This window comes from Amycolatopsis sp. NPDC059657 (assembly GCF_042734395.1).
In the GTDB taxonomy this organism is placed as follows: domain Bacteria; phylum Actinomycetota; class Actinomycetes; order Mycobacteriales; family Pseudonocardiaceae; genus Amycolatopsis.
The window spans coordinates 1-24,909 of the sequence record NZ_JBHWEB010000083.1; the positions used below are offsets into that span (position 1 = coordinate 1).

21 protein-coding genes are annotated in these 24,909 nt (G+C 67.6%); 17 read left to right on the forward strand and 4 right to left on the reverse strand.

Annotation, left to right across the window (positions count from 1 at the left end; translation table 11 throughout):
• The coding region (gene tnpC, locus ACFV15_RS33600) for an IS66 family transposase (protein ID WP_378355507.1) at positions 1–837 on the forward strand (837 nt) is incomplete at its 5' end.
• A gap of 60 nt (positions 838–897) precedes the next feature.
• Here tnpC and ACFV15_RS33605 read toward each other — a convergent pair.
• Positions 898–2,925, reverse strand: a complete 2,028-nt coding sequence (locus ACFV15_RS33605) for a right-handed parallel beta-helix repeat-containing protein (RefSeq protein ID WP_378355508.1) — start codon at positions 2,923–2,925, stop codon at positions 898–900.
• A gap of 712 nt (positions 2,926–3,637) precedes the next feature.
• On the opposite strand from ACFV15_RS33605, the gene ACFV15_RS33610 reads away from it, so the two are divergent.
• A complete protein-coding gene (locus ACFV15_RS33610) occupies positions 3,638–3,958 on the forward strand; it encodes a hypothetical protein (protein WP_378355550.1) in 321 nt (106 codons plus the stop codon).
• Here ACFV15_RS33610 and ACFV15_RS33615 read toward each other — a convergent pair whose 3' ends face one another.
• Together ACFV15_RS33615 and ACFV15_RS33620 are read right to left on the reverse strand one after the other, a co-directional pair.
• Positions 3,959–5,179 (reverse strand): hypothetical protein, encoded by a 1,221-nt coding sequence (locus tag ACFV15_RS33615; protein WP_378355510.1) that lies wholly within the window; start codon positions 5,177–5,179, stop codon positions 3,959–3,961.
• Complete coding sequence (locus ACFV15_RS33620) at positions 5,172–6,398, reverse strand: ATP-grasp domain-containing protein (RefSeq protein ID WP_378355511.1); 1,227 nt, start codon at positions 6,396–6,398, stop codon at positions 5,172–5,174. Before ACFV15_RS33620 ends, ACFV15_RS33615 begins: the two co-directional genes overlap by 8 nt.
• Before the next feature lie 263 nt (positions 6,399–6,661).
• Between ACFV15_RS33620 and argF the strand changes: the two genes are divergently transcribed.
• From argF to ACFV15_RS33660, 8 genes are all read left to right on the forward strand, one after another.
• The gene (argF, locus tag ACFV15_RS33625) at positions 6,662–7,609 is read left to right on the forward strand and encodes an ornithine carbamoyltransferase (RefSeq protein WP_378355512.1); all 948 of its coding nucleotides are present in this window, start codon (positions 6,662–6,664) and stop codon (positions 7,607–7,609) included.
• Positions 7,610–7,688: 79 nt separating this feature from the next.
• Positions 7,689–8,651 (forward strand): fatty acid desaturase family protein, encoded by a 963-nt coding sequence (locus ACFV15_RS33630; RefSeq protein ID WP_378355514.1) that lies wholly within the window; start codon positions 7,689–7,691, stop codon positions 8,649–8,651.
• The gene (locus ACFV15_RS33635) at positions 8,648–9,703 is read left to right on the forward strand and encodes a DUF6001 family protein (RefSeq protein ID WP_378355516.1); all 1,056 of its coding nucleotides are present in this window, start codon (positions 8,648–8,650) and stop codon (positions 9,701–9,703) included. Before ACFV15_RS33630 ends, ACFV15_RS33635 begins: the two co-directional genes overlap by 4 nt.
• On the forward strand, positions 9,700–10,248 hold the full coding sequence (locus ACFV15_RS33640; RefSeq protein ID WP_378355517.1) for a DUF6031 family protein: 549 nt from the start codon (positions 9,700–9,702) through the stop codon (positions 10,246–10,248). Before ACFV15_RS33635 ends, ACFV15_RS33640 begins: the two co-directional genes overlap by 4 nt.
• Entirely contained in the window at positions 10,249–11,466 is a 1,218-nt protein-coding gene (locus ACFV15_RS33645) for an aspartate aminotransferase family protein (protein WP_378355518.1), read from the forward strand.
• A gap of 19 nt (positions 11,467–11,485) precedes the next feature.
• Positions 11,486–11,932 carry a type II toxin-antitoxin system RatA family toxin gene (locus ACFV15_RS33650; RefSeq protein WP_378355520.1) on the forward strand — a complete coding sequence of 149 codons (447 nt, stop codon included), beginning with the start codon at positions 11,486–11,488 and terminating at the stop codon, positions 11,930–11,932.
• Positions 11,929–13,008 (forward strand): SDR family oxidoreductase, encoded by a 1,080-nt coding sequence (locus ACFV15_RS33655; RefSeq protein ID WP_378355522.1) that lies wholly within the window; start codon positions 11,929–11,931, stop codon positions 13,006–13,008. The genes ACFV15_RS33650 and ACFV15_RS33655 overlap by 4 nt, the downstream gene beginning before the upstream one ends.
• The gene (locus ACFV15_RS33660; protein WP_378355524.1) at positions 13,005–14,333 is read left to right on the forward strand and encodes a hypothetical protein; all 1,329 of its coding nucleotides are present in this window, start codon (positions 13,005–13,007) and stop codon (positions 14,331–14,333) included. The genes ACFV15_RS33655 and ACFV15_RS33660 overlap by 4 nt, the downstream gene beginning before the upstream one ends.
• Here ACFV15_RS33660 and ACFV15_RS33665 read toward each other — a convergent pair.
• Positions 14,300–15,130, reverse strand: a complete 831-nt coding sequence (locus tag ACFV15_RS33665) for a hypothetical protein (RefSeq protein ID WP_378355526.1) — start codon at positions 15,128–15,130, stop codon at positions 14,300–14,302. The genes ACFV15_RS33660 and ACFV15_RS33665 overlap by 34 nt on opposite strands.
• Before the next feature lie 71 nt (positions 15,131–15,201).
• On the opposite strand from ACFV15_RS33665, the gene ACFV15_RS33670 reads away from it, so the two are divergent.
• From ACFV15_RS33670 to ACFV15_RS33700, 7 genes are read left to right on the forward strand one after another with little or no spacing between them, the layout of a single operon-like run.
• On the forward strand, positions 15,202–16,398 hold the full coding sequence (locus ACFV15_RS33670; protein WP_378355527.1) for an ATP-grasp domain-containing protein: 1,197 nt from the start codon (positions 15,202–15,204) through the stop codon (positions 16,396–16,398).
• Entirely contained in the window at positions 16,388–17,743 is a 1,356-nt protein-coding gene (locus tag ACFV15_RS33675; protein ID WP_378355529.1) for a hypothetical protein, read from the forward strand. Before ACFV15_RS33670 ends, ACFV15_RS33675 begins: the two co-directional genes overlap by 11 nt.
• The gene (locus ACFV15_RS33680; RefSeq protein ID WP_378355531.1) at positions 17,740–20,208 is read left to right on the forward strand and encodes a PEP/pyruvate-binding domain-containing protein; all 2,469 of its coding nucleotides are present in this window, start codon (positions 17,740–17,742) and stop codon (positions 20,206–20,208) included. Before ACFV15_RS33675 ends, ACFV15_RS33680 begins: the two co-directional genes overlap by 4 nt.
• Complete coding sequence (locus ACFV15_RS33685) at positions 20,205–21,434, forward strand: hypothetical protein (protein ID WP_378355533.1); 1,230 nt, start codon at positions 20,205–20,207, stop codon at positions 21,432–21,434. Before ACFV15_RS33680 ends, ACFV15_RS33685 begins: the two co-directional genes overlap by 4 nt.
• Before the next feature lies 1 nt (position 21,435).
• A complete protein-coding gene (locus ACFV15_RS33690) occupies positions 21,436–22,203 on the forward strand; it encodes an HAD hydrolase-like protein (RefSeq protein ID WP_378355534.1) in 768 nt (255 codons plus the stop codon).
• Positions 22,200–23,846 carry an alkaline phosphatase family protein gene (locus ACFV15_RS33695; protein ID WP_378355536.1) on the forward strand — a complete coding sequence of 549 codons (1,647 nt, stop codon included), beginning with the start codon at positions 22,200–22,202 and terminating at the stop codon, positions 23,844–23,846. Before ACFV15_RS33690 ends, ACFV15_RS33695 begins: the two co-directional genes overlap by 4 nt.
• Complete coding sequence (locus ACFV15_RS33700) at positions 23,843–24,907, forward strand: hypothetical protein (protein ID WP_378355537.1); 1,065 nt, start codon at positions 23,843–23,845, stop codon at positions 24,905–24,907. The genes ACFV15_RS33695 and ACFV15_RS33700 overlap by 4 nt, the downstream gene beginning before the upstream one ends.
• The last annotated feature ends 2 nt before the right edge of the window (positions 24,908–24,909 follow it).

The window sequence follows — 24,909 nt, forward strand, 5'->3', positions numbered from 1 at the left end:
TCTTCGGTGCTGGCCCGCCTCTCCCCGGAGCTGGACCCGTTCGTCTCGGCAACCCGCGCGGCGCTGGAGGCGGCGCCGGTGGCGCATTTCGACGAGACCGCACTGCGCGCGGGCAGCGCCCGGTTCTGGCTGCATTCGGCCTCCACCGAGCGGCTCACGACCTACCTGCTGCATCCCAAACGCGGCCGTGACGCCATCGACGCGTTCGGTGTCCTGCCCGGTTTCACCGGCATCGCGGTGCACGACGGCTGGCACCCTTACCGCACCTACACCGAGGTCACCCACGCGCTCTGCAACGCCCACCACCAGCGAGAACTCATCGCCGCCGCCGAAACCAACCCCGGCCAGGACTGGCCCGCCCAGCTGATCGCGGTGCTCGACGAACTCAACGTCGCCGCCCACACCGCCCGCGAACTCGACCTGCCCGAACTGCCCGCCGAGGTCCGGGGCCCGATGGTGACCCGCTTCGACAAGCACCTCGCCGCCGGGCTAGACCTGCATGCCCGCAACAACACCGGGCACCCCCAAGGCGGCCGGCCCCGCCAAACCACAACCCGGGCCTTACTGGAACGACTACACCGACACCGCGACGATGTCCTGCGGTTCGCGTTCGACCTGACGGTGCCTTTCACCAACAACCAGGCCGAACGCGACATCCGCATGACCAAAACACAACTCAAACTCGCCGGCTGGCGCACCCCCACCGGCGCCATCACCTGGCTCACCGTGCGGTCCTACATCTCCACCACCCGCAAAAACGGCGTCCACGTCCTCACCGCACTCCGCAACGCCATCACCGGCAACCCCTGGCTACCAACCAACCCAGCAACCACCTGACCAGTTACCCCGGCGGTTCTAACCGTCGGGAACACTCACGACCCCTGTCGTTGCGCGGCATCAGGCCGGCGTTGGTCCGGTCTTGAGCGTCCGGTAGCGAGGCTCGATACCGGCGTTGTCCATGACGGCCCTCGCGCCGGCGGGCCAGTTGCCGTCGGTCACGACCACAGTGCCGCGCACCACGTTGTCGTTGCCGCCGTCGGTGATGTTGGTGCTGGGGTTGCTCGTCCAGTTGTCGGTCACGGTCTGGGCACCGGTGGTCTGGGTGGGGCCCGCGTTCTGGTGGGCCCACTGGCCGACGTCGCGGAAGACGTTGTTGATGTCGATGAAGCCCCTCGAGCCCTCGTCGTGATAGAAGCCGAAGTGGCCTTTGTTCGTGTGACAGTAATTGCGTTCGAAGGTGCTGCCGGGTGAGGCCGACAGGCTGTACATGCAGCCGCCGTCGTTCATCTGCTGCATGACGTCGTGGATGTAGTTGTCGGTGATGTGGTTGTTCTTGGCGGTGGTCGCGGTCGAGTAGACGGGCTGGTAGTCGTACAGGCCGCGGTTGCGGTACTCCGGGCTGCCGCCGACGTCGTTGGCGCCCCATCCGTAGCCGATGTTGATGCCGGAGTAAGGCAGGTTGTACAGCTCGTTGTGCGCGATGGTGGCGCCGGCGGCATAGGTGAGCAGGATGGCGGTCATGTCGCGGTAGTCGAGCGCCACGTCATGGATGAGATTGTTGCTCAGCGTGATGTTCCGGTTGGTCATCCGGCTGTCACGGGGGTGATGGGCGTCCTGCTGGATGCCGCCTGCGACGATGCCGCCGCCCGCGTCCTGGGTGAAGACGTTGCCGGTCGCGGTGATGGTGTCGGCGCCGAGTCCGACGCCGGTGGCATGCGCGTTGGCGTCGTTGCCGATACCTAGGCCGACCTGCCCGAGCTGGGTGAACCGGTTACCGGTGAAGGTGATGTGGTCGGCGGCCGAGACCTGGACGGCCGCGGGCATCTGGTGCCAGTGGGGACGGGTCGCCTCGAAGAGCTTGCAGCCGATCTGGCAGGAGGTCAGTGCGTCCGGAGGACGGTTCCAGGTGCCGGAAATGAACGCGCCGGTCTGCTGGTCGGCGTAGCTCTCGGTGTTGGGACCCAGCCAGCTGGTGCCCGAGAACCGCAGCCCGGTGAAGGTGAGGTGGGTGGCGGGAGAGGAGTAGGTTCCGCCGATGCGCACGAGAGACTGCAGTCGCGGTACCTCAACGTCCACGGTCGCCATGTTCTGGCCCGGGAACGGCTTGTAGTACAGGGTGCCGTTGTCGAGGTACCACTCGCCGGCCGTGTCGAGGAACTCGTAAGCGTTCTCGATCGACATCGGACCTGGCCGGAAGGATTGGGTCAGCGGGTCATAGCCGAAGGTGTTGTTGTCCCACGAGGGCTGGTCCATGGTGATGGTGCCGTTGTTGATGCCGGACACCGGGGCGTAGCGGTCGGTGAAGGATCCGATGCCGTGGATCTCCGTGCGGCCGGAGCGCGCGAGGTTGTCGAGGAACCTCAGCGAACTGCTGGTGAACGTGTAGCCCGTGGTGGTCGCGGTCAGATCGGAGCGGTTGATCTCATGGCTGGCGCGTTTCGCCGGTACACCGTCGACGTACAGCTGCCGGGTGTCGAATCCGGTACCGACCTTCGCCCGCCAAATGCCCTTCGCCGAGTCGTGCAGGGTCCAGCCACCGGCCCTTTGGGCTCCGGTCAGGACCGGGCGGGCTCCCGAAGCCGCCTTCCACAGCACGATGTGACCGTTCGTGCCGGAGTCCGCGGAGGTGAACGTGAGCGGTTCCGTCAGTCGATAGGTGCCATCGGCGATCATCACGGCGATGTCGCTGGTCATGGCGTCGTTGATGGCACGGACCTTGGTCTTGGCCTGGGGGATGGCACAGGGGCTATTTGCTGAGCAAGTGCTGCCGCTGCCGTTCGGAGCCACATAGAGGGTCTTTGTCGCGGCTGACGCGGGGGTGGCCAGGGCGAGGACGCCCCCGGCCGAAGCGGTGAGGACCGCGACCGCGGCCAGGCAGGAGCGAAGCCGGTCACGCAGAGGGGGAGCACTACGGAGAGGACGCATCGGCCACCTTCAGGGGGTTGGGTGTCCCGGTGAAAGGGACAGCCTGGTGGTGAAACGGTAATGAAACGCCGTTGCAACATAAGACGTCATACGTATGACGTCAAGCTGGCAGATCGAACCCGCCGGAATTGCGATCCCCGCGGGGCGGGCCGCTGCGTGCACGAGGCGGCAGGCGCCGCCGACGCCCGGCTGACCTGGATCATCGTGATGGGTCTGTTCCTGCTGTTCTTTTGCATCCCGGTGGCCTGGCTACTACTGGCCCCGACCAAGACCGACGGCCAGATCGTGCGGGACGCCCCATTCTCCTTCGGCTCCTTCACCGCGATCGCCGACGCCTGGCAACACCTCTACGCCTTCCAGGACGGCGCCATCCTCACCTGGTTGCAGAACTCGGCGGTCTACGCGTTCGGCGCACTGGCGATCACTCTCGCGACGACGATTCCCGCCGGGTACGCGCCGGCGCTCACCCAGTTCGTCGGACGACGACTGCTGCTGACCATCACCATGCTCGTGATGCTGATGCCCGCGGCCGCGATGGTGCTGCCCGTCTACCTGGAGATCAACGCCGTCCACCTGGAAGGCACGATCTGGTCGGTGATCCTGCCTTTCTCCTTTTCCCGTTCGGGGTCTACCTCACCTACATCTACTTTCCTCGAGCATCCCCGCCGACCTGCTGGCCGCCGCACGCATCGACGGCTGCTCGGAATGGCAGATCTTCCGTCTCATCGCCCTGCCACTGGCCAAACCCGTGATCGCACTGGTCAGCTTCTTCAACTTCGTCGGCAACTGGAACAACTTCTTCCTGCCCTTTGTGATGCTGCCCGACAGCGCCGACTATCCCGTCCAGGTCGGCCTGAACAACCTTCTCGCGGCCTCGCCACTGTTCAACACTTCCAGTGGTACCGGAAACCAGATCATGCGACCCGAACTGGCGCTGGGCACCCTGGTCACCATCGTGCCGGTCCTGGCCGTCTTCTTGTTTTCCCAACGAGCACTGGTGTCCGGGATGCTCGCCGGTGCCACCAAGGAATGATCAAGCTGGCAGCCTTCGGTATCGCCGGTACACGGCCAAAGACAGGCAAATGGCCACCGCCGAGACCAGGTAGACGCTCCAGCCGACGGTGGTGACCGCGAGTGCGAGTGAGGTCAGCCCGATCCCGGCCACCACCGCTCCACAAAGGACCGCCGCGCGCAGTCCGAGCAGCACCGACGCGTTGTCCAGGTCGACCGCCGCGACGAACTTCCGGTTGAAATGCACGAAGCCCGCCTCGAACGTCATGAAGAAGAGGAAGTATACGGCGTAGCTCGAAGCCGGGACGGTGATTGAGACGGCCAACGCCGCCAGCAGTCCGGTGACCACCACGAAGACCCAGGGGAGTGTCGACCCGAGCCTGGCGCGTACCGCTTCGCGGGTGACGAGCCAGCTGCCGCACAGCAGCGCGGCGGTGCCCACCGTGCTCACCACCCCGATACCGTCGGCGCCCTCGTGCAGCACCTGGTCGGGGTAGGCGACCCGGACGGCGTTGTGCACGCCTTGGAACAGGGTGATGATCGTGAGCTGGGCGAGCAGCATCGCGGCCATCGGCTCCGCACGCACGGCGTCGCGGATCCGGGTCGGGTTCGCGGCACGGCGTGGCTCGTCGCCGGACGGCGTGCGGGCGGGCAACGTGAGCGTGGCGTAGATCCCGGCTGAAACCAGGTAGGCCGCGGCGCCGACGAACAGCATGGCCGGCGCCGAAGTCGTCGCTCCGGCAACGGCGAACAGGATGCCCGACGCGGAGTTGCCGATGAGCCCCCACAGTTCGATCCGCCCGATTCCCTCTTCGACCGCGCTTGACCCGGCGCCGTCGAGCTTGATCGCCAACGACGCCGCGGCCCTGGTCAGCGCGCTGGTGTAGCCGCGCAAAATGACGAAGAAGAATACCCCCGGCACGAAACCCGTCGCCACGCACAGAGTCAGCAGCAGGTAGATCGCGACGGTCGCGAGTTCGGAGACCACCGCGACGGCACGTGGCGAACGGTCGCGGATGAGCCACGCGATCCCCTTGGGAATCAGCATGGGCAGTAGCCACTGGCATCCGAACAGTGCCGAAGAGAGCAGGTACGAGTTCGTGGTGGCGAGCAGCCACAGCGAAATGGCCAGCACCCCGGCCAGACTGACCGTGTTGGTCCAGAACATGGCGGCACAGATCTTGACGGTGGTGCTTCGCCATCGCTTGTCGCGGTGAAGCACCGGCGTCAGTGCGTCACGCATTCGGTTCCACGTCAAGGAAGTAGCGCGAAGCCACCTCGGCCAGCAGCCGTGGGACGTCGTCGAGCCCGTTCGCACGCAGGCACACCAGGCCTGCATACGAGGACGAGTGGAGGCGAGTGCCGATCACGTCACCCGGCCGGTACGCCATCGTGGTTTCGACGACTTCGGGCAGGTCGGCCCAGGCGTCGGCGGTGGGAATCCGCCGCACCATGCCGGGTTTGGCAGGCAGCTCACAGGTGACGGCGACCGTCGAGGTGGAATCGGCGGGTGGTTCGGGCAGTGTCACGGGCTTGCCCAGCGCGGTTTGCGCGAAAGCCGACCAGAGGTCGACGCCGTGCTGGAGTTCGACGAGCTTCGTGATGCTGGCCGGCGGGCGGCAGGTGATCTCGCCGATGACAAGGCCGTCCGCGGTCCGCAGGACCTCCAGGTGGGTGACCCCGGACCGGAGGCCGAGTAAGACCACCGCGAGTTCGTGCAGTTCGCGGATCTGCTTGGCGGTGGGGTCGTGGTCGGGTAGCGCGACCGATCCGGTCAACTGGTCCACGCTGTCGAAGAGCGGGCGGTGATAGCGGCCGACCGAGGTGAAGCCGATCACGCCGTCCTCGACCACGCCTTCGCAGTGGTATTCACCGGTCAGCGTCAAGAACGCTTCGACCATCAGCTGGCAGTTGAGCCGCTTCAACGGTTCCCCTGCGGCTGAATCCGCGAGCCGTGCCACGTCGGCCGCCGAGCGCAGGACGTGCGTGTTCTGCGAGCCACCGCCGATCGCGGGCTTCACGATCACCGGCCAGCCGAGCGCCGAGGCCGCGGCCGGCACCTCGTCGAGGTCGGAGACCGTGCGAAACGGGGCTGTCGGCAGCCCGGCCGCCGACAGGGTCCGCTTCATGGCCGCCTTGTTGGAGAACCGGTTCGCCGTTTCGAACCCGATCCCAGGCAGTCCGAACAACGTACGCAGATACCCTCCCGCCGGAAGGCTTCGTTCGGCCGGTGCGACGACATGGTCGAACGGCCGTCCCTTGTTGAGCGCGAGCGCGTGGGTGCGTACCGCGGTCAGGTCGGCGATGTCGTCGACGAGATACAGCGGGGTGTCGGCGGGGTCGTACATCGACGCGCACGCGGGCTCAGTGATCACGTGGATCTCGGCCTCCGGCTCGCAAGCACGCAGGCGGGCGGGCACACCGGACTTCCATCCATTGACCAGCAGAATTTTCGGTGGCACGCTCGAGTCGTCTCCCAATGATTACCTGTTGCTTGGTGGAACGTCAATCTAGCATTGAGTCTCACCGTCTTTTTCGTTGTTAGCATGATTTATGCGCGTTTCTCGGAAGCGTGTCAGCGAAATGCGGAATCTCATTACGTGAAACAGACCACATAGCTGTAAGTCTGTTGCTACGGTTAGTCCGGCCATGTGATCATCGGATCGTGACGAGCAGTTCTCAGCCTTCAAAACCGCTGCCGGATAGCCTCCGGGGGCGCAGCCTGGTGTCGATGCGATCCTATGATCCCGAAGAGATCGGGACTCTGCTCGATACCGCCGCGCAATTGCGTGACGAAAAGAAGAGCCGTGTCTTTCCTCGTCGTCTCGAGCACCGCAACATCGCGATGGTGTTCCTCAAGCCGTCCTGTCGGACCCGGGTGTCCTTTCTTGTCGCCGCCGCGGACGAGGGCGCCAATATGGAGTCCTTTTCGGCGGAGGAGATCCGGTTCGGCATCAAGGAATCAGTGCGCGACGTGGCCAGGGTGCTCGGCCGCGTCTTCGAGGGCATCGTGTTCCGAGGCTATGACGAAGCCGTGCTCAGGACGCTGGTCGAGTACTCCGGGATCCCGGTGTGGAACGCGCTGAGCGACCACTACCACCCCACGCAGGTGCTCGCGGACCTGCTGACGGTCAGGGACGTTTTCGGTGACCTGAAGGGTCTTCCGGTCACCTACGTCGGTGACGGGCGGAACAACCAGGCCCGCTCGCTCGCGATCGCCTCGGTCAAGATGGGACTCGACTTCCGCATCCTTACCGCAGACAGCCTGCGGCCCTCGCCGGAGGAGCTCGACGAGATCAGGGCCGACGCGAAGGCTCTCGGCGGTTCGGTGCTGGTCACGGCCGACCCGGCGGAGGCGCTGGACGGCAGCGCGGTCGTCTACGGCGACGTCTGGGCGTCGATGGGTGAGGAGAACCTCATCGACGAGCGCATCACGGCGCTGCGTGAATTCAAGGTCACCGGCTCGATGATGGCGGCCACCGGCCGCGACGACAGCGTCTACCTGCACTGCCTTCCCGCCTTCCACGATCTCGAGACCGACTTCGCCCGGCAGTATCCGGACGTGCGGGAGGTCGACGACGACGTGTTCGAAGGACCGCGCAGCCGGGTATTCGACCAGTCGGAGAACCGGATGCACACGGCGAAGGCAGTCATGGTTCTGACTGTGCGGTAAGTGCGCTTTCGTGCTTTGTGTCGACGTCTTCAGGTATGGCCTTACGACGCCATATCTGAAGACGGCTAAATGGGGGATAGTGAATTCGAATACGAACACGCGTGTGCTCGGCGTCGCCGAACTGCGCGTCCTTTCCACGCGCCGCCCCGCGCGTGCGATGACGGCGATCGCCCGGCAATGGCTGGGCATCGTGCTGGCGATCTTCGCCGCGCACTGGGTGGACACCTGGTGGATCACGGTGCTCGCGATCGTCGTGATCGCGACCCGCCAGCACGCGCTGGCGGTGCTGATGCACGACGGCGCGCACGGACTGCTGCTGGCGGGCCGGTCGCGCAACGACATCGTGAGCGATCTCTTCCTGGCGTTTCCGTTGTTCGTCAGCACCACGCTCTACCGGCGCCATCACCTCGACCACCACCGCTATCTCAACACGGACCGGGATCCGGACCGTGATCTGTCGGCGCTGGACCGCTCCACCAGGGACTGGGTGAAGGTGTTCCTCGGCGACGCGTCCGGGGTGAACATACTGAAGACGGTCGACACGCTGGACCAGTTCTCGCTGTTGCCGGTGCTGCGCGGGAACCGGCAGGTGGCGGCGAAAATGGGGCGGCGGCCACTGATCATGTTCGCCGGGTTCCTCGCTGTGGTGGTCGCGGCGACCGTGCTCACTTCGTCCTATGTGGACCTTCTGCTCTACTGGATACTGCCGATGCTCACCGCGCTGAGCTTCATCCTGCGGCTTCGCGCGGTGGCCGAGCATGTCGGCTGTGCCGAAACCGGCGGGCTGGAGGGCACCCGCACCGTGCTGGCGAACTTCGTCGAACGGTGGCTCTTCTCTCCATGCCGGATCAATTACCATCTCGCGCACCATCTCTATCCGAGCGTCCCGTTCTACAACTTGCCGAAACTGCATCGGTTGCTCATGAGCAATGCCGATGTCCGGCGCCGTGCGGAGATTTCGGATTCATACTTGTTCGGCCGGAACAGCGTGCTCAGTCACGTGAAAGCCGGATATCAGCGGCGTCAACTGGAGGAAGCGTGACAGGCGCGCTGAAGGGCAGTGCCCTTCGCCGGGGGCATATCGAGGGCTTCTTGCTGGATCGGGGGATCGCCTACGAACGGCTCGGCGCGATCGCCGAGAACCGTACGGGAGCGGCGAAACACGTCTTGCTGACCAGTTCGCCGGTGCAGGGGCTGGCGAACGCCTCCAGCGACATCGACCTGATCCGGATCCAGGAGTCGCCGTTGTCCGTGCCGCGGATGGCGACGCAGATTTTCGAGGACGGTCACCATCTGGAGGTTATCTCGTTCGGCTCGGACGAGGTCTCACAGGCGCTGGCCGACCTGCGGGAGCTGGCGGGGCGTGCCCCGGCCGAGCTGATCGCCGGGCTCGAGGGCTGGGACCGTGCGCACGAGGTCCGCACCAAGTACCTGGAGCGCATCGTCAACGGCGTGGCGCAGGACTGGTCGTTGCCGTACGCGGACTCCCACGGCGACCTGGCCGTCGTGTGGATGTGGGGATCGCTGCACCGGGCGCTCAAGCAGATCCTGTTCCTGCGCTGGGCGGAGGCGGCGGGCGAGACTCGCGGGCGGCTGGGCTACGCGGTGAACGCGGTGCTGTACCTGATGGACGCGATCCTCAGCGGCGACGGCGACGTCTACTCCAACCGCAAGTGGTTCCTGCTGCGATGGAGCCGGTGGCTCGCCGCCGATCCGGGCCGCGAGCACGACGCCGCAGCGCACTTGGAGCAGGTAAGGGCCGCCGTCATGGCGGCCGCGCGTGAACCCGACTACGCGGCCGAGCTGACGCCGATATTCCGCGCGCTCGTCCACGATGTGCTCGAAACCCTTGCCGGAGTTGAAGAACCGCCGCTGCGGGCACGCGTGTCCGGCGCCCAGGTCCGGCACCCGTTCCTGCCGGGCGCCGAAATGCTGCTCAAGGGATCGGTCGCGATCCCGGTCACCGGCGGCGGTGAGCTCACGTTCGAAACGCACGCCTGCGACCCAGCGGAGATCGCTCCGGCGCGGGCGCGGGAACTGCTGAGCGCGGCCCGTGCCGGTCTTCTTTTCCTTGACCTCGGAGGTGCCGCGTGACGACACATCGCTTCGCGGACGCGGCGTTCCTGCCCGCACTGCGCGCCGGGCGGACACTCGGCACCGAAGCGGCCGTGTGCGGCTGGGCCACGGTGGGCTGGCTGCTGTCGGTGGAGGGCCGCGCCTATATCGAGGACCTCGACGGTGGCGTCGACCAACCTGAGATGCGCCGCGTGGTGCTGATCCGGCTGGTGGAACTGCTGGCGGACATCGACGCGCGGCTCGCGGGCCGCGATGGCGTCCCGGCTGATCACCAGCTGGCGCTCGCGTGGGAGTACGGCCTGCACAATGTGCTCGCGGCGGACGGTGCGTCGCTGGCAGGCGTGTTCGGCCTCGACGACCAGTTCGGCGCGACCGGCGAAGTGGTGGCGCGGGTGATCGACGTGTGGGAGCGGCTCTGCGAGTTCTTCCCCGGCGAGGTCCCGGACCCGCTGGTGCCCGCCGGGCAGGGTGAGATCCTGCGCGCGCTGCGCACGTGGTCCAAGCTCGCGGTGGCGACCGGCATCGATGCCGCGTTCCTCGAGCCGTTCCTCAAGGACGCCTGAATGGCCTTCCTCGCCCGTTATGCTGCCGCGTTCGGCCGGAATGGGGCGTTCATGCTCCGGATGGCCGGGTTGACCGGCGGCGAGCTGAGCGCGGACGGGGCCTGGATCACCGACACTGGCGGCCGCCGCTGGCTCGACTTCGGCTCGTTCGGCGTGCACCTGCTCGGACACCGGCACCCGGTCGTGACCGCACACGCGCACGAGCAGCTGAACCTGATGGGGTTGTCCGGCAAGGTGCTCGGCAACGCCGCGGCGACCTCGTGCGGCGAGGCGCTCTTGGCGGCGACACCGCCGAACCTAGATCGGGTGACGCTGGCCAACACCGGCGCCGAGGCCGTCGACATGGCGGTCAAGATGGTGCTGCTGGCCACCGGGCGCGACGAGTTGCTCGCCTTCAACCGGTCCTACCACGGCAAGACCGTCGCCGCGCTGAGCCTGTCCGACACGGTCCAGACCGCGGCGTCCATCGGCTTGCGCAACCAGGTGCACTTCGCCGAGCCGGAAGATTTGGCAGCGGTGCGGCGGATTCTGGCCGCCAGGCGCGTCGCCGGTGTGTTCGTCGAGCCGGTGCAGGGCGAAGGCGGAGTGCGGCCGATCTCGCCAGGGTTCCTGGCGGGGCTGCGCGGGCTGTGCACGGCGACCGGTACCCCGCTGGTGTTCGACGAGATCCAGACCGGGCTGGGGCGGACCGGGCGCCGGTGGCGTTCGGCCGACGACGTTCCGCCGGATCTGCTGCTGGCTGGCAAGACACTCGGCGGCGGCCTCGTCCCGTTGTCGGCCGTGGTCTTCGACGGCTCGGTGATCGGCTCGGTCGCCACCGACCCGGTCGTGCTCGCCTCCTCGTTCGCGGGTGGCGCGTTCGCCTGCCGGATCGGATCGGCGGTGCTCGGCCTGGTGCAGGACGAGAAGCTGCTCGCCCGTGTCCGTGAGCTGGGCGCCCGCGCGACGAGCGAACTGCGCGCCACGTTCGCGGACGACCCGAGGATCCGGGAAGTGCGCGGCGAGGGCCTGATGATCGGGATAGACACCGCGGCCCCGTCGGTGGCCGGGCACCTCGTCGTCGAGGCGGCCAAACGGGGCCTGCTGGTCAGTTTCTGCCTTAGCTATCCACAGGTCGTCCGGGTGTACCCGCCTGCCGTCATCAGCGACGACGACCTCACCTGCGGGCTCGACGCGCTGGCGGGCGCTGTGTCCGCCATTCCCGAACCCGCCGTCTGACTTCCAAGGAGAAGAATCCGTGCCGATCGTCTACACCTCGGTGGACATCGCCGACGCCACACTCGATCACGTCTGGGACGTGGTCTGCGCTTTCGACCGCTACCCGCCGCTGATGCCCGACGTGCTCGAGGTGAACTTCCTCGAGCGGTCCGAGACCGAGGCGGTCAGCGCCTGGCGGGTACTGCTCAACGGCAGCGAGATGACCTGGGAAGAACGGGATGTCTTCGTTCCGAAGAGCCGCATCGACTTCGAGCAGATCGACGGCGATCTCGAGGTGTTCCGCGGTTCGTGGCTCCTCAGTGAGATCGAAGGCGGCGTGCGGGTTTCGCTGAGCCTCGAGTTCGACATGGGTATCCCGTCGCTCGCGGCCGTGCTCGACCCGATCGGCATCCAGGCCATCGAGAGCAACTCCCGGACCATGCTCACCGCGATCAGCGAGCAGCGTGAGCCGGTGACGCACCGGTGACGGCCACGAGGATCCTGTGCACGGGGCTCGGGGGTGTCGTCGGCACCGAGCTTTCGACGAGGCTGGCTGGGTTCGCTGGTGCCGCCGAGGTGGTCGGCGTGTTCTCCAGCCCCGAGTCACGCCTGCGCTTTCTCGACGGCGCCGACCCCGTCCTGCGGGGATTCCTGCGCGCCGAAGTCTGCGATCTCACCGATCCGGCGCAGACGGCGGCGCTGGCGGCTGTGCTCGGCACGGCCGAGCGGACCGTCGTGGTGCACGCCGCCGCTAACACCGCGTGGACGTTGCCGCTCGCCGTGGCCATGACCGCCAACGTCGAGGCGACGAGAAACGTCGCGGACCTCGCCAGGGCCAGCTCGGGCTCCGCGCGGATGATCTACGTATCGTCGGCCTTCACCTCGCCCGAGAACTGGCTCTACCGCAACACCTACGAGGAATCCAAGGCTCGGGCCGAGCGGATGCTCCGAGCCGAGTACCCCGACCTGGACGTCTCGGTCTTCTCCTGCAGCCTGGTCGTCGGGCACAGCGAAACCGGTGCGGTGGCCCGGTTCCACGGGCTGTACCCGCTGCTGAAGTTCATCGAGGGCTACGAGGTGCCAGTGGTGCCCGGCGACCGTGGCCGCCGTCTGGACATCGTGCCGGTGGACTGGGTCGCCGACGAGCTGTGTCATCTGCTGGCCGAGGCCGTCGCGGGCGAATCGCCACGCGACGTCGTCGCCTCGGCGGGCGCCGGCGCGCCGAAACTGCCGGAGCTCATCGCCGGTGTCGCCGAGACGGTGAACCGCCGCCGGGACGCCGAAGGACGGCCGCGGCTACCCGAGATCGCGGTGTTCAGCATGCGGCAATGGGACTTCCTGCGCCGCTCGCTCGTCGTGTGGCAGGCGGGCACCGCGTCGCTGCCACCGGCGCGGATCCTGGACCTGCTGATGGATACCTACCGGCCGTATCTGGAGGACGATCGGGTGCTGCCCCCGAGCGGTGTCTCGGCGCCGGCACCGGCGTTCACCGGATACCTGCCAGCCGTCGTGGACTACTGGCTGGACCGGACGAGCCGGGCCGGACGGCTGGTGACCGCATGACGTGCGACGACGCACTACGCCTCGCCACCCGGCGTGAGCTCTTCGCGCGGATCCGCGAAGAGCGCGACGCGGTACGTGCCTACCTGCTGGACACCTTCCCCGCCGAGGCCGAGTACTTCGAGTCCGCGAGCGAACGCGCGCGGACCGTCTCGATCCTGCTCGGAAGCCCGCGTGGCGGGACGAGCGTCATCAAGCAGGTGCTCGCCGCCGCCGACAACGCGCTGGCCTTGCCCGGCGAACACCGGCTCTTCTTCACCTTGCTGGGCTTGAATTTCCCGGACTCGGGCGGGGACGCCGAGGCTGCCGAACGCGGTCCACTCGCCGCGGCGGACCGGAAGTTCCTGCTGGACAGCCTGCTACTGGAATGCCACGGCGAACCGATTCCCGAGCCGGACAAGGGCGAGCGGGAACGATTCGCCTGGGAATGGGCGTTGCGGCTGCGGCTGCAGTGGCCCGAGCTTGACCTCGACCTCGAGCAGATCGTCGGCTGGCTCGTGGACGCGTTCGCCCGCCACGACTGGCGTACCGAGTCGACCCTCACCGTCATGCGTACACTGCTCGACCACGGCGTCGCGGTCAATCCGTACTACTACGACCTGGATCCGGCGCTGGTGCGCTCGGCCTTCCCGGACATCGCCGTCCCCACCGGACCGCCCGCGAGCACGATCATCGAGATCTCGCCGTTCCTCGCGCTCAGCCCGACACGACGGCCGGTGCCCGGAGCACGGCCGGTACTGATGATCAAGGCGTCGAGTGACGCCTACCGGATCCCGTTGCTGCACGAGCTCTTCGATGGCTGGCGGATCAACGAGCTGCACCTCGTGCGCAATCCGCTGGCCGCCGTGAACGGGCTGATCGACGGCTGGGAGCACACCTGCTTCTGGCAGCACGACCTCAGCGCGACCGGCCACTTCGGACAGTCTGATGTAGACCGACGACACTGGAACTTCGATCTGTTCGACGGCTGGCAGAAACAGCTGGACGCACCGTTGGCAGAGCTTTGCGCCTGGCAGTGGGCCGACCCGCACCAGCGGATACTGGCCAACGCCGCCCCAGCACGCCGGATCCTGTTCGAGGACTTCCAGCGCGGCGGACTGGATCGCCGCGCCATGTTCGAGCAGGCGGCCGGCGCGGCTGGGCTCGACTTCGGCGCGGCCATGGCCCGTGCGGCGGCGGCCCCGAAACCGGTGAACCAGACGGTGACCGGACGACGGGCGCGGTGGCGTGACCGGGCGGGCCTGGACCAGATCCTGGCCATCCCCGCGGTCGAAGGCATGGCCAGGCGGCTCGGCTACGATCCGGCAGCGGTCGATACATGGCTGTAGGAAAGAGTTTCGAGCGCGAGCCGTTCCTCGACGAGCTCCGGGGGAAGCAGCCGGCCCGCGCGGGTGCAGAGGTCCTCGATCGTTCGCTCGGCGATGACGGCGCCGAGGTCGCGCAGCTGCGCAAGGCATTGGGCGCGCGCCTTCAGGGTGAGTCCCAGCGCCGGACCGGTACGCGCTTCCTCCGCCACCCGCAGGTAGACGTCCGCCCGGTGCAGCGCGTCGAGCGGTTCAGGCAGCCCGGCGACTGCGGCGTCGTCGGCGGCCAGGCTCAGCCAGAGCCGGTGCTCGTCGTGGTACCCCTGCGCGGAATGCGACCATGGGTCCAGGTACAGGCAGCCGAGCCGATGTGCGGTGCTGCCGAGCGTCGCGGTGTCGCCTGCCGCTTCGGCGTCGGCGAGCACCTGCGCGCCGACCAGGGTGGCTTCCCGGAGCAGGTTCGCGTCCGGCCGGTGGATCAGCGCCAGATGCGCGATCTCGACCCGGTCGCACCCCAGCAGGCGGTACGCGGCGCCGGCGCGGGGGAGGGCGGCCCGCGCGGCGAAGGCGATGTCGCCGATGACGAGCCCCACCGGCCATCCGTCGTCCTGCTCCATGGCCCAGATGGCGGCGCGGGACAGACTGAGAACGTCCTCTGTGGACACCGCGCCGTCGGTCACCAGAGTCTTGGCCGTCACCTTCGCTTCGGGCAGCTGGCCGGAGTCGCGCAGACACAGCGTGACGAGACCGCGAAGACCACGCTCGTCGACCGGATCATCCCCGCGATGGCGATTCGCGAATGGCTTTCGTCCGAAGCGCAAAGGTTTTTCCGTCCGTCGGAGTTCGGTGTGCCGAGGTGCTCACGGTATCCCAAGAAAGAGGAGGTGCGACTGTGACGGGGAACTGGCGCGTCGTTGTCGTCGGTGGCAAGGCGAAGAACCTCGAGTCCGCGTGGCGGCAGGGTTACGAAGTGGTGCATCTGCAGCACCCGGCCCAGTTCACCGATCAGCATCGGGACGCGTCGGCGGCCGCGTTGCTGCTGGACTACACCGACCTCGACCTCATCGTGCCGGTGCTGCGGGCGCTGCACGCGGTCAAGCCGATCGATCAGATCATCGCGATGACCGAGCACGCGCTCGTCCCCGCGGCCAGGATGCGGGAGGCGCTCGGCGTGCCCGGCGTGTCCGCGCGGGCGAGTGCGATGCTGCGGGACAAGCTGGCGATGCGCCGAAGTCTTCAACACGAGCCGGCGTTGATCGTGCGGCACGCCGAAGTCACCGACGAAGCCGGGTGCCGCGCGTTCGGTGAACGCGGCTATCCGATCATGCTCAAGCCGATCGACGGCGTGGGCAGCAGGCAGATCTTCCGGATCGACGATGTCACCGAACTGCCCGCGGCGGTGGCGAGCCTTCGGGAGTCCGGCTGCGAACGTTTCCTCGCGGAGCAGTTCGTCGAGGGTCGCGAGTTCAGTGTCGAGTCGCTTTCCCTCGGCGGGGAGCACCGACTGGTCGCGATCACCGAGAAGTTCCTCGGCGCCAACGGTGTGGAGGCCGGGCACGTCGTGCCCGCCAGGCTCACCCCGGCGGAGGACGCGGCGATCCGCGGCCTCGTCCTCCGGTTCCTCGACGTCATCGGGCTGACCGACGGCCTCGGGCACACCGAGGTGATCCTCGGCGAGGACGGACCGGTGATCGTGGAGTCACATGACCGGGTCGGCGGCGACCGGATCACCGACCTGGTCGCGGGCGCATACGGCGTGCACCTGGTCGAGGCTGCGTTCGCGGTCGCCTCCGGTGACCGGCCGCTGCCGCCGGAAGAAGTGCCTGCCGGACGGGCGATGGCGATCCTGTTCCTCACACCGCCCGCTGGAAGACTTGTCTCGGTGTCCGGTGTGGACGAAGCCAGGCTGCGCGCGGGTGTCCGCGAAGCGGAGTTCACCCGTGAGCCAGGCGATCTGCTGCCGGAATTGCGCAGCAGCGATGACCGCAGCGGCTTCGTGATCGTCGTCGCCGAGGACGCGGATCGTGCGCTGGCACTCGCGCGAGACGCGGTGGCGGATATCCGGATCGAGGTCGAAAGTGAGGCCTGACGTCACGACGGCCTACCTTGAACTGGCGCGGCCCGGCGGCCCGTTCGCCGGTCTCATGGACCGGGTCGCCATTCCCCCGGGCATCAGGGCCAGGGATGTGCGTGGCCTCCTTTCCCGTCCCCTCTTCCTCGCCGAAGAGAAAGCTCGTCGGGCGGGCGCCGACATGCGATTCCTGTTCGACCTGCTGGTGTCACTGCCGGACCGGTTGTTCGAGGGGGACTTTGCCGCCTACGGCCGCGCGCTCGGCCTGACCGAGGCCCAGATCAGCCTCGCCGGGCGGACCCGCGTCGCCGAACCGACGGTGTTCGGCCGGGGTGATCTGTACCTGCGTGGTGGTGAGCTCAAACTGCTGGAGTTCAACCTCGGCAGCTCCATCGGCGGCATGGAGTGGGTGGACATCAACCGCGCGCTGCTCGCCGCGCCCGAGTTCGCCCGGTTCGCCGAAGAACACGAACTCGGCTTTCACGATCCGCTTGCCGCGATCGCGGCCGAGTTGACACGCCACGCCCGCCGGGAAACGGGCGGCGAGCGCCCACTTGTCGTGCTGACCGACTGGCCTGGCAGTTACGAGCACCACATCGAAAGCTTCGAGATGCTGGCCGAGCGGCTCGACGGGCCAGCGCTGGAAGTCCGGAGCTGCGCGATGGGGGAGCTGCGGGCTTCGGCGGACGGCGTCTTCCTGCATGGTGCGAAGGTCGATCTGCTCTACCGGTTCTTCGGGCTCAAGGAGATCGCGGGCACGGCAGGCGGCTTCGAACTCGCCGAGCCTTTCCTGCTGGCGCATGAGGCCAGGACGACGCCGATGTTCCTGCCCTTCGAGTACTCCTTGTACAGCAACAAGAGATCGCTGGCGATGCTCTCGGACGAGCGCAACCGGCAGGTGTTCGCCGCCGACGAGCTCGCGGTGATCGACCGGATCCTGCCGTGGAGCCGTCCGCTCGTGCCCGGCGAGGTGGTGTCACCCGAGGGGCGCGTGGACCTGTTCGACTACTGCCGGGCCCGGCGAACCGGCCTGGTACTCAAGCCCTCGTCGGGCTTCAGCGCCGGGGGGATCGTGCCGGGCTGGGCCTGTGACGAGCGCACCTGGCTCGACACGCTGACGTACGCCGCTTCGCACAGCTTCGTGGTGCAGGAACGGGTTTCACCGGACCCGGAGCCGTTCCGGGAACCGGGTGACGACGCGATAAGTGATTTCGCCGTGAATTGGGGGCTTTACGTGTTCGGTGACGGCTACGCGGGCGGCATGACCAGAGGGATGCCCAGTGAGAACGATCCGGTGATCGGCGGGGTGGCGGCCATGATCGGCTGCCTGTTCCACCACCCGGAAGCCGGGTGCCCGAAATGATTCTCACCGGTCGTGAAATCGAGCGTGAGTGGCGAAACGGCCGCATCACCATCGATCCGTTCTTTCCGGAGCAGGTCAACCCGAACAGCTACAACTTCCGGCTCGGCCGGACGCTGCGGGTCTACCGGCCTGGTTGCCTCGACCCACGTCAGGTCAACGAGTTCGACGAGATCGAGATCCCGGACGAGGGTTACGTGCTGGAGCCGGGGAGGCTTTTTCTGGCTCACACGATCGAAATCCTCGGCAGCGACCATTACGCGCCTACATTCGCCGCGCGCTCGTCGATAGCCAGGCTGGGCATCTTCATCAACTTGTCGGCGAGTCTGGGGGATATCGGCTACAAGGGGCAATGGACGCTCCAGCTTTACACGAGCCACAGCGTCCGGGTCTATGCCGGTATCAACATCGGCCAGATGATGTGGTGGCGCACGCAGGGGGAGATCCAGTTGTACGAAGGCAAATACCAGGGCGCGTCCGGACCTCGGTCCAGCGATATCCACGTCGATTTCGAGAAGCAGTTCGCCCGAGACCGGTTCCCAGGGCTCGGTGCCACGCTCGTTCCGGGAAGTGTCGGCCCGAAGTTCGCCGCGCTGGCCGAGGCGAGCAGCCGGTTCCGGGTGCCACCGGCGTTCTGCGTGCCGGAGCAGGTCTTCGACGACGCGATCGACACCGGGTTGCTGGAGCAGCTGGCCGAGGCGTTCGAGGACCTGCGTGCGACCGTGGGCGCGTTTTTCGCCGAGTCGGTGGCGCGGATCGCGGAGCTGGCAGAGCAGATCACCTTCCCCGAGTGCGAACGGAACCTGCTCGTCGCTCGGTTGCGGGAGGTGTTCGATGAATCCGATGTGCTCGCGGTCCGCTCCTCCGGTATCCGCGAGGACACGGCGACGAGCAGCCTCGCCGGAGTGCACGACACCGTGCTCGGGGTGCGCGGGCCGGATGAGGTCGTGGCAGCCGTCGAGCAGTGCTGGCGCTCGTACTACGCCGCGCCTGCCGTCGCCGCCAGGGTGCGCGACGGCGACTTCGAGGCGTTGCCGCGGCTGGCGGTCATCGTGCAGGAGCAGATCGATCCGGTCATTGCCGGTATCGCGTTCACCGGGCTGGCGGCAGGCGAGCGCGAGCGGACCACGATCGAGTACGTGACCGGTCTCGCCGACAGGCTCGTCGCCGGCGTGGCGGCGCCGACGACCGTGGATTCGAGTGACCTGGGCACTGAGCACCTCGTCGAGCTTTCGGCGGTGGTCGAGCTGGCTGGGCTGCTAAAGGAACAGCACGGGCACGACGTCGACATCGAGTGGGCCGCGGACGAGAGCGGCGTCTGGCTGATCCAGATCCGCCCGCTGACCGCCACGCTCGACCGCGCGGAGGTCAAGGAACCGGTGGGCGCCGCGTGCAGCCTGTACTTCGACCAGGTGCCTGCGTCGTTCGAACTCGGTGACGTCGCCGCTGTCTACAGTGGATACGTCGCCAAGCGCGGCCCGGCGTACCGGCTGGCCGCCGCCAACGGCGTCGCGGTCGGCGCGGGCTGGGTACTCCATTTCAACGGGCGTGGCCTCCACGATGAGGAGACCGCCGCCAGGCTGCGCGCGGAGCTGGCCACCGGAAGCTCTGGCGAATGCGTGCTCGACCTGGGCGACAACCTCAGGCAGATCGTGGTGGCGAAGGAGGACGTGCTCGCCAGGCTGGCCGAGCTCACCGGAGCCGGTCCGGACGGGACTGCGCTGCGCGCCGCGGTCGTGCGTGATTACATCCGCGGTGAGCTCGGGGTGATCGTCCGCGAAGCCGATCACGGCGTGGTCGTTGAGTACAGCTCGGCCGGGCTGATGGCGCTCAACCGGGGCACCGCGGGCGGGCAGACGCTGGTCATGTCGGCCTCCGGCGAGGTCGACACGCCGACCGCGCACGAGGACGCGGTGGGGCTGCTCCCGCATCTTGGGCAGCTCAAGGACTTCGCCGCCGCCATGCGGGCGAAGTACGGATCCGTCACGATCGAGTGCGTCTACGCCGACGACCGGATCTACTTCGTGGACTACTCGATCCTCGGTGACGACCCGATGGTCGTGACGTCTTCGGGCGGCGTGCGGATCTCGCCGGGCACCGCCGTCGGGCGGCTGTACCCGCTCGACCAGGACGAACTGCTGAGCAGACTTTCGATCGGCCCGGCGGTGAGCATCTCGAAGTCGGCCGACCTTTCAGAGTACGCGGGGCTCGCCACGATCGTCGAGAAGATCAAGGCGCTGGAAGAAAAACCGATCATCCACGCCAGCCGCCCGTACGCGGTCTTGTCCGTCCTTATTGGACACGTTGCCGGGTTCGTCTTCGAACAGGGCTCGACGCTGGGCCATCTGGCGATCCTGCTGCGTGAGGCAGGGGTGCCCGCGGTGGCGGCCACGGGTGTCCGTACCGCGGAAGAAGTCGTGATCAGCGACGGAATGGTGACCGTGAACGGTGAAAGGCAAGGACGATGACGGACAGTGAACGGGCCGCCTGGCTGGTGCTGGGCAAGCTCGGCTACCTGAACGGGACGGCGCGTCCGCGCGGCGGTGATCCGGTCGTGGTGGTTCCACTGCAAGCTCCGCTCGAAGACGGTGATCCGGTGAACACGGTTGTGCTGAGTTGGGACGAACTCGGCGAGGTGCGGTTGCGAGCGGGTTCTGTCGATGGTGCCCACCGGGCCGAGGCGAGCGCCGACGGTGCCGAGATCTTCGGTGACATGCTGCCGGGACAGGCCCTGCGGGTCATCGCCGCCGCGGTGTCCACTGAGGACGGTCTGCGGCAGCCGATTGTGCCGCTGTGCTATGTCAGCGCGGTCTTCGAGGATGGCCGGTACCTGGCCCACCTGTATGCCCAGATCCGGTTCCTCGCCGAGGACGCCTGCTTCATCCGGCTCACCCCGGAGCCGGTCGCCGTGACCGGGCCCGACGATCTCGGATGGCTGGACGAGTTCCTCGACCGGCACGCGGGCGAGTCACTGTTTCTGAACAACCATCAGAAGTACTACCGGAAATGCTTCGCGGGCAAGGAACTCGAGTACAAGTACACGCTGGAACCACCGGTCGACATCTGGACGCTGACCGTGGAGCTGTACCGGCGGCTGCGAGCGGGCGCGCTGTCCGGTTACCTCATGGAGTACCGCGACGAGTTTCAGGCCTGGGACTACTTCAACCATCTGTTCCAGGTGACCGCGCCCGAAGCCGACCGCGGGTACGTCTCGTTCGTGCCCACCACCGACGGCGCCAACCTGGTCAAGCGCAAGTGGTTCGAGTCGGATGCCTTCGAGCGCAGGGAAAGCCATACCTACGGGGTACGCCCGGCGGCGGGCTTCGACGCCTACGTGCGCGACGAACTGGGCGTGTCGGCCACCCGGCTGCCGTCGTTCCGGCGGGTCCGCTACGACGTGAACTTCGAGTCCACCCGCACCGGTCACGTCTACGGCATCTTCTTCGACCACGTCAGCCTCATCGAAGCCCCGGAAATGGTGCTCAACCAGTGCGAAGTGGAGTACCTGCGCAGCCGGACGGTGCTCGAGCCGGACGAGAGCGCGGTGCTGAAGGAGATCGCGGAGATCGCCACCTGGCTCGAGGGCTTCCTGCGCGAGCACGGGCTCACCGACGAACGCGGCTACTACTCGAAAATGACCTTCCTGCTCGACTCGGTGGCCGCGCGGCCCGAACTCGCGATCGAGGTGAGCTGAGATGCGTCCACGCGAAGTAAAGGCCGTGCTGCTCGACGTCGAGGGCACCCTCTGTGTCCACGGCGTCGCGCTGCCCGGCGCGGTCAGCGCCGTGGCGGCGTTACGCGAGAGCGGGCTGGCGATCCGCTATCTGACCAATGTGGAGTCCCGGCGGCCGCAGGCGATCGCGGACGAGCTGACAGCGTCAGGCTTCGACGTGCGGCCAGGCGAGCTTCACACGCCGATCTCCGCCGCGCTCGCGTTGTTCGCCAAGACGTCGGACGCGCACGTGCTCCCGCTGGTGTCGGACTCGCTGCGCGGGTTGTTTCCCACGGCGAGCGCGCCGCCGTTCACCCATGTGCTGGTGGGCGACTGCCGGGAGGTACTCGGCTATCCGATGCTCGATGTCGCGTTTCGCGCGCTGCGGGCAGGGGCGGAGCTCGTCGCGTTGCAACGTGGACGGTACTTCAAACGGCCGGACGGCGATCACCTCGATTCCGGTGCGATCGTGGCGGCTTTGGAGTACTCCGCACAGGTAGCGGCCCAGGTGGTGGGCAAGCCGTCGGCTGAGTTCTTCCGGACCGCGGCCGCGGACGCCGGTGTCCCGATCGACGCGTGTCTCGTCGTGGGCGACGACGTGTCGACCGACATCGAAGGCGGGCTGGCGGCAGGGGCTCAGGTCATCCAGGTGCGCACCGGAAAGTACGCGGACCAGGTGCGCGCGGGGCAGGTTTCCCCGGCGGTGAAGACCGTAGGGTCTGTCGTCGACCTGCCATGGATGTGGTCATGACCGTGTACTGGGTGGTCTGGGACGCCGCCGCGAGCTGGATCGTGAACGCGATGGACGCCGAGCGCGCGCTTCCGGCGGTCCGCCGTCTGCGTGAACGCGGGATCACCGCCGTGGCCAGGCCGCCGGCCCCGAACTGCCAGACGCCGCCGTCGCTGGCGACGTTGTTCACCGGGACGTGGCCGGCGGAACATGGCGTCACGGGGTTCACCGTTCCGGGACCGCCGACCGGACCCGTCGCAGCGGTGACTTCTGGTTTTGCCGCCGACTTTCCGCTCAGGCCGACGGTCTGGCGCACGGCGGCCGAGCACGGCGTGCGCAGCGCGTTCGTGCACGCGCCGTGGGTATTCGACGGTGACGGGAACGTGGCGGCCGGAACCGAGGCCGCGATCGAGGCCTACAGCTCGCGTCGCTCCCGGCACGACCGGCTGCCTGTCGTGCCTGGCTGGCGCCACAGCTGGCCGGTGACAGGGTTCGAGACCACGGTGACGGCGCGCGACGGGGCGGTCCGGCTCGATACCGGCGCCGGGTTGTACGAGCTCGGCGCCGACGACGACTGGACGCCGGTGCGGTTGCCGGACGGTCTCGGGTTTTGGGCCCGGTACGTGCACGCGGGCGGCCCGGCGGTGGTGCGAACCGGCATCTGGGCACCGCGTGCCGGGGGTTCGGACACAGCACTGACCGAACGGCTGGCCCGTGCTCCGCTGTTCGCAGGCGAAGGTGTTGGTTCGTACTACCGGTCCGGGCTGCTCGGGCCGCGGCTCGTAGACGGCGGCGACGGCAGCGCGGAAGAGATCTTCCTTGGCTCTGTCCGATGTGCGCACCGCGCGTTCGACGGCGCGGCACGCACGGTGCTCGCCGGGACCGACGCCGACCTGGTCGTGATCTACCTGCCGACGACCGACGATGTCGGACACGAGTTCGCGGGCTGGTGCGATACGGCCAGCCTCGCCTACCGGCCGGACGTGGCCGATGCGGTGTGGACGTTGCTGAAGCGTTGCTACCAGGACGCGGACAGCACACTCGGCCGGGTGCTCGACCGTGCGGGACCCGACGACACCGTCCTGCTGACCGCGGACCACGGCATGGTGGGCAGCGCGTTTCAGGTCAATGTCAACGAGCACCTCATCGAGGCCGGATTCGCCGCGTCGACGGCCGACGGCGCGTTCGACCCCGCCAGGTCCTCGGTGATCTACCACCCGGCGGGCAACGGTTCGCTGGTGGTCAACGACGACGCACGGCCAGGTGGAGTCGTACCCGCCGACCACGCCGCACGGACCCTGCGGCAGGCGATGGCCTCGTTGTCCGGACTGGCCGGGGTGCGCGGATTCGTCGACGAACACGGCGGGCCGACGCGCCCCGAGGACACCGTGGCGTTCCTGGTGCTCGACGACGACTACCAGCCGTCGGCCGCGGTCGACGGCGGTGCCGTGGTGCGGCCCATGGGCAAGACCGGAGCGCACGTGGTGAACACCGGCACCGACCGCTTGCACGCAGTCTTCGCCGCCGCCGGGCCGGGCCTGTCCGCCGGCCTCGACCTGGGCGTGGTGGACAACACGCTGCCAGCCGCTCTGGTGGCGCACCAGCTCGGCTTCGGGGCGCCGCCCGACCACGCCAACCTCAAGTCCAGCAAGGGAACACTGTGATCGAGTACCTGAATTTCCTGGGCACCACCGTGCTGTTCGACGTCGCCGACGACGCGGCCGAGACCTACGCCCCGGTGCGGGCGTTCTTCCGGCACCTGATGTCCGAGCGCCCGGACGGCGAGCCGACCTTCCGGATCGCCGTGCGCGGCTACCGGCCCGACGTCGACGTCCCCGCGTCGGTGTGGGAGATCGAGCAGTCGGTGATCAGGCGCAGCAGCGCCGCGGCATTCAGCTTCCACGCCCATGTCGTCGACAGGCCGGGGCGCCGCCACTACGTCAACGGGGCGACCCTGCTCGACGTGCCCAGAGACGTCAGAGTGGACAACACCTTCGAAATCCGCATCACGGCCAGGTCGAAGGTGCAGATGCTGGACTTCGTCCGTGACCTGGTCATCCGGGACCAGGAGTCCCGCGGCACGGTGGTGCTGCACGCTTCGGCGGTCCGCGACGAGACCACGGCACTGGTCATCGCCGGGCCGAAGGGCGCTGGCAAGACCACCACAATGCTTTCGATGCTCCGCAACTCCTCCTGGAGCTACTTCACCGGTGACAAGCTGTTCTGCCGCCCGGTCGAGGGTGGCGTCGACGTCTACCCTTGGCGGGACTACCCGTACGTCGGCGTTGGCACCATCCTCGCGGATCCCGCGCTCACGAAGCTGGTTCGCGCGACAGTCGCGCCCGGGGTGGACCAGTTGCTGCCCGACAAGAAGCTTCTGCTCGATCCCGATGTCTTCGAACAGTGGCTGGGCACCGAGTTCACCGCCGAGCCGCGGCGGCTCGCGGCACTTCTGTTGCCCGAGGTGCGTCCAGGCGAGCCGATGACGACCCGGCATCTCACTGACCCCAACGAGCGATGGGCACAGCTCAACAAGATCGTGGACCGGCAGGTCGACACCACATTCTTCGGCTGGCAGTCCTACTTGGTCCCTGACTACGCGGCCTTCTACGCCGCACTGTCCGCACTGCCCGCGCACCTCGGGAACGTGCCGATGATCCGCCTGCGCGGGACCTTGGACGTCGATCCCGATGTCGTGCTCCGTGCCGGCGCGGCGGTGCGCTGACG

Coding starts and splice junctions, on each gene's coding strand:
- ACFV15_RS33605 (WP_378355508.1), bottom strand. CDS start 2,925: ATGCGTCCTCTCCGTAGTGCTCCCCCTCTGCGTGACCGGCTTCGCTCC.
- ACFV15_RS33615 (WP_378355510.1), bottom strand. CDS start 5,179: ATGCGTGACGCACTGACGCCGGTGCTTCACCGCGACAAGCGATGGCGA.
- ACFV15_RS33645 (WP_378355518.1), top strand. CDS start 10,249: ATGGCCTTCCTCGCCCGTTATGCTGCCGCGTTCGGCCGGAATGGGGCG.
- ACFV15_RS33660 (WP_378355524.1), top strand. CDS start 13,005: ATGACGTGCGACGACGCACTACGCCTCGCCACCCGGCGTGAGCTCTTC.
- ACFV15_RS33680 (WP_378355531.1), top strand. CDS start 17,740: ATGATTCTCACCGGTCGTGAAATCGAGCGTGAGTGGCGAAACGGCCGC.
- ACFV15_RS33685 (WP_378355533.1), top strand. CDS start 20,205: ATGACGGACAGTGAACGGGCCGCCTGGCTGGTGCTGGGCAAGCTCGGC.
- ACFV15_RS33690 (WP_378355534.1), top strand. CDS start 21,436: ATGCGTCCACGCGAAGTAAAGGCCGTGCTGCTCGACGTCGAGGGCACC.
- ACFV15_RS33695 (WP_378355536.1), top strand. CDS start 22,200: ATGACCGTGTACTGGGTGGTCTGGGACGCCGCCGCGAGCTGGATCGTG.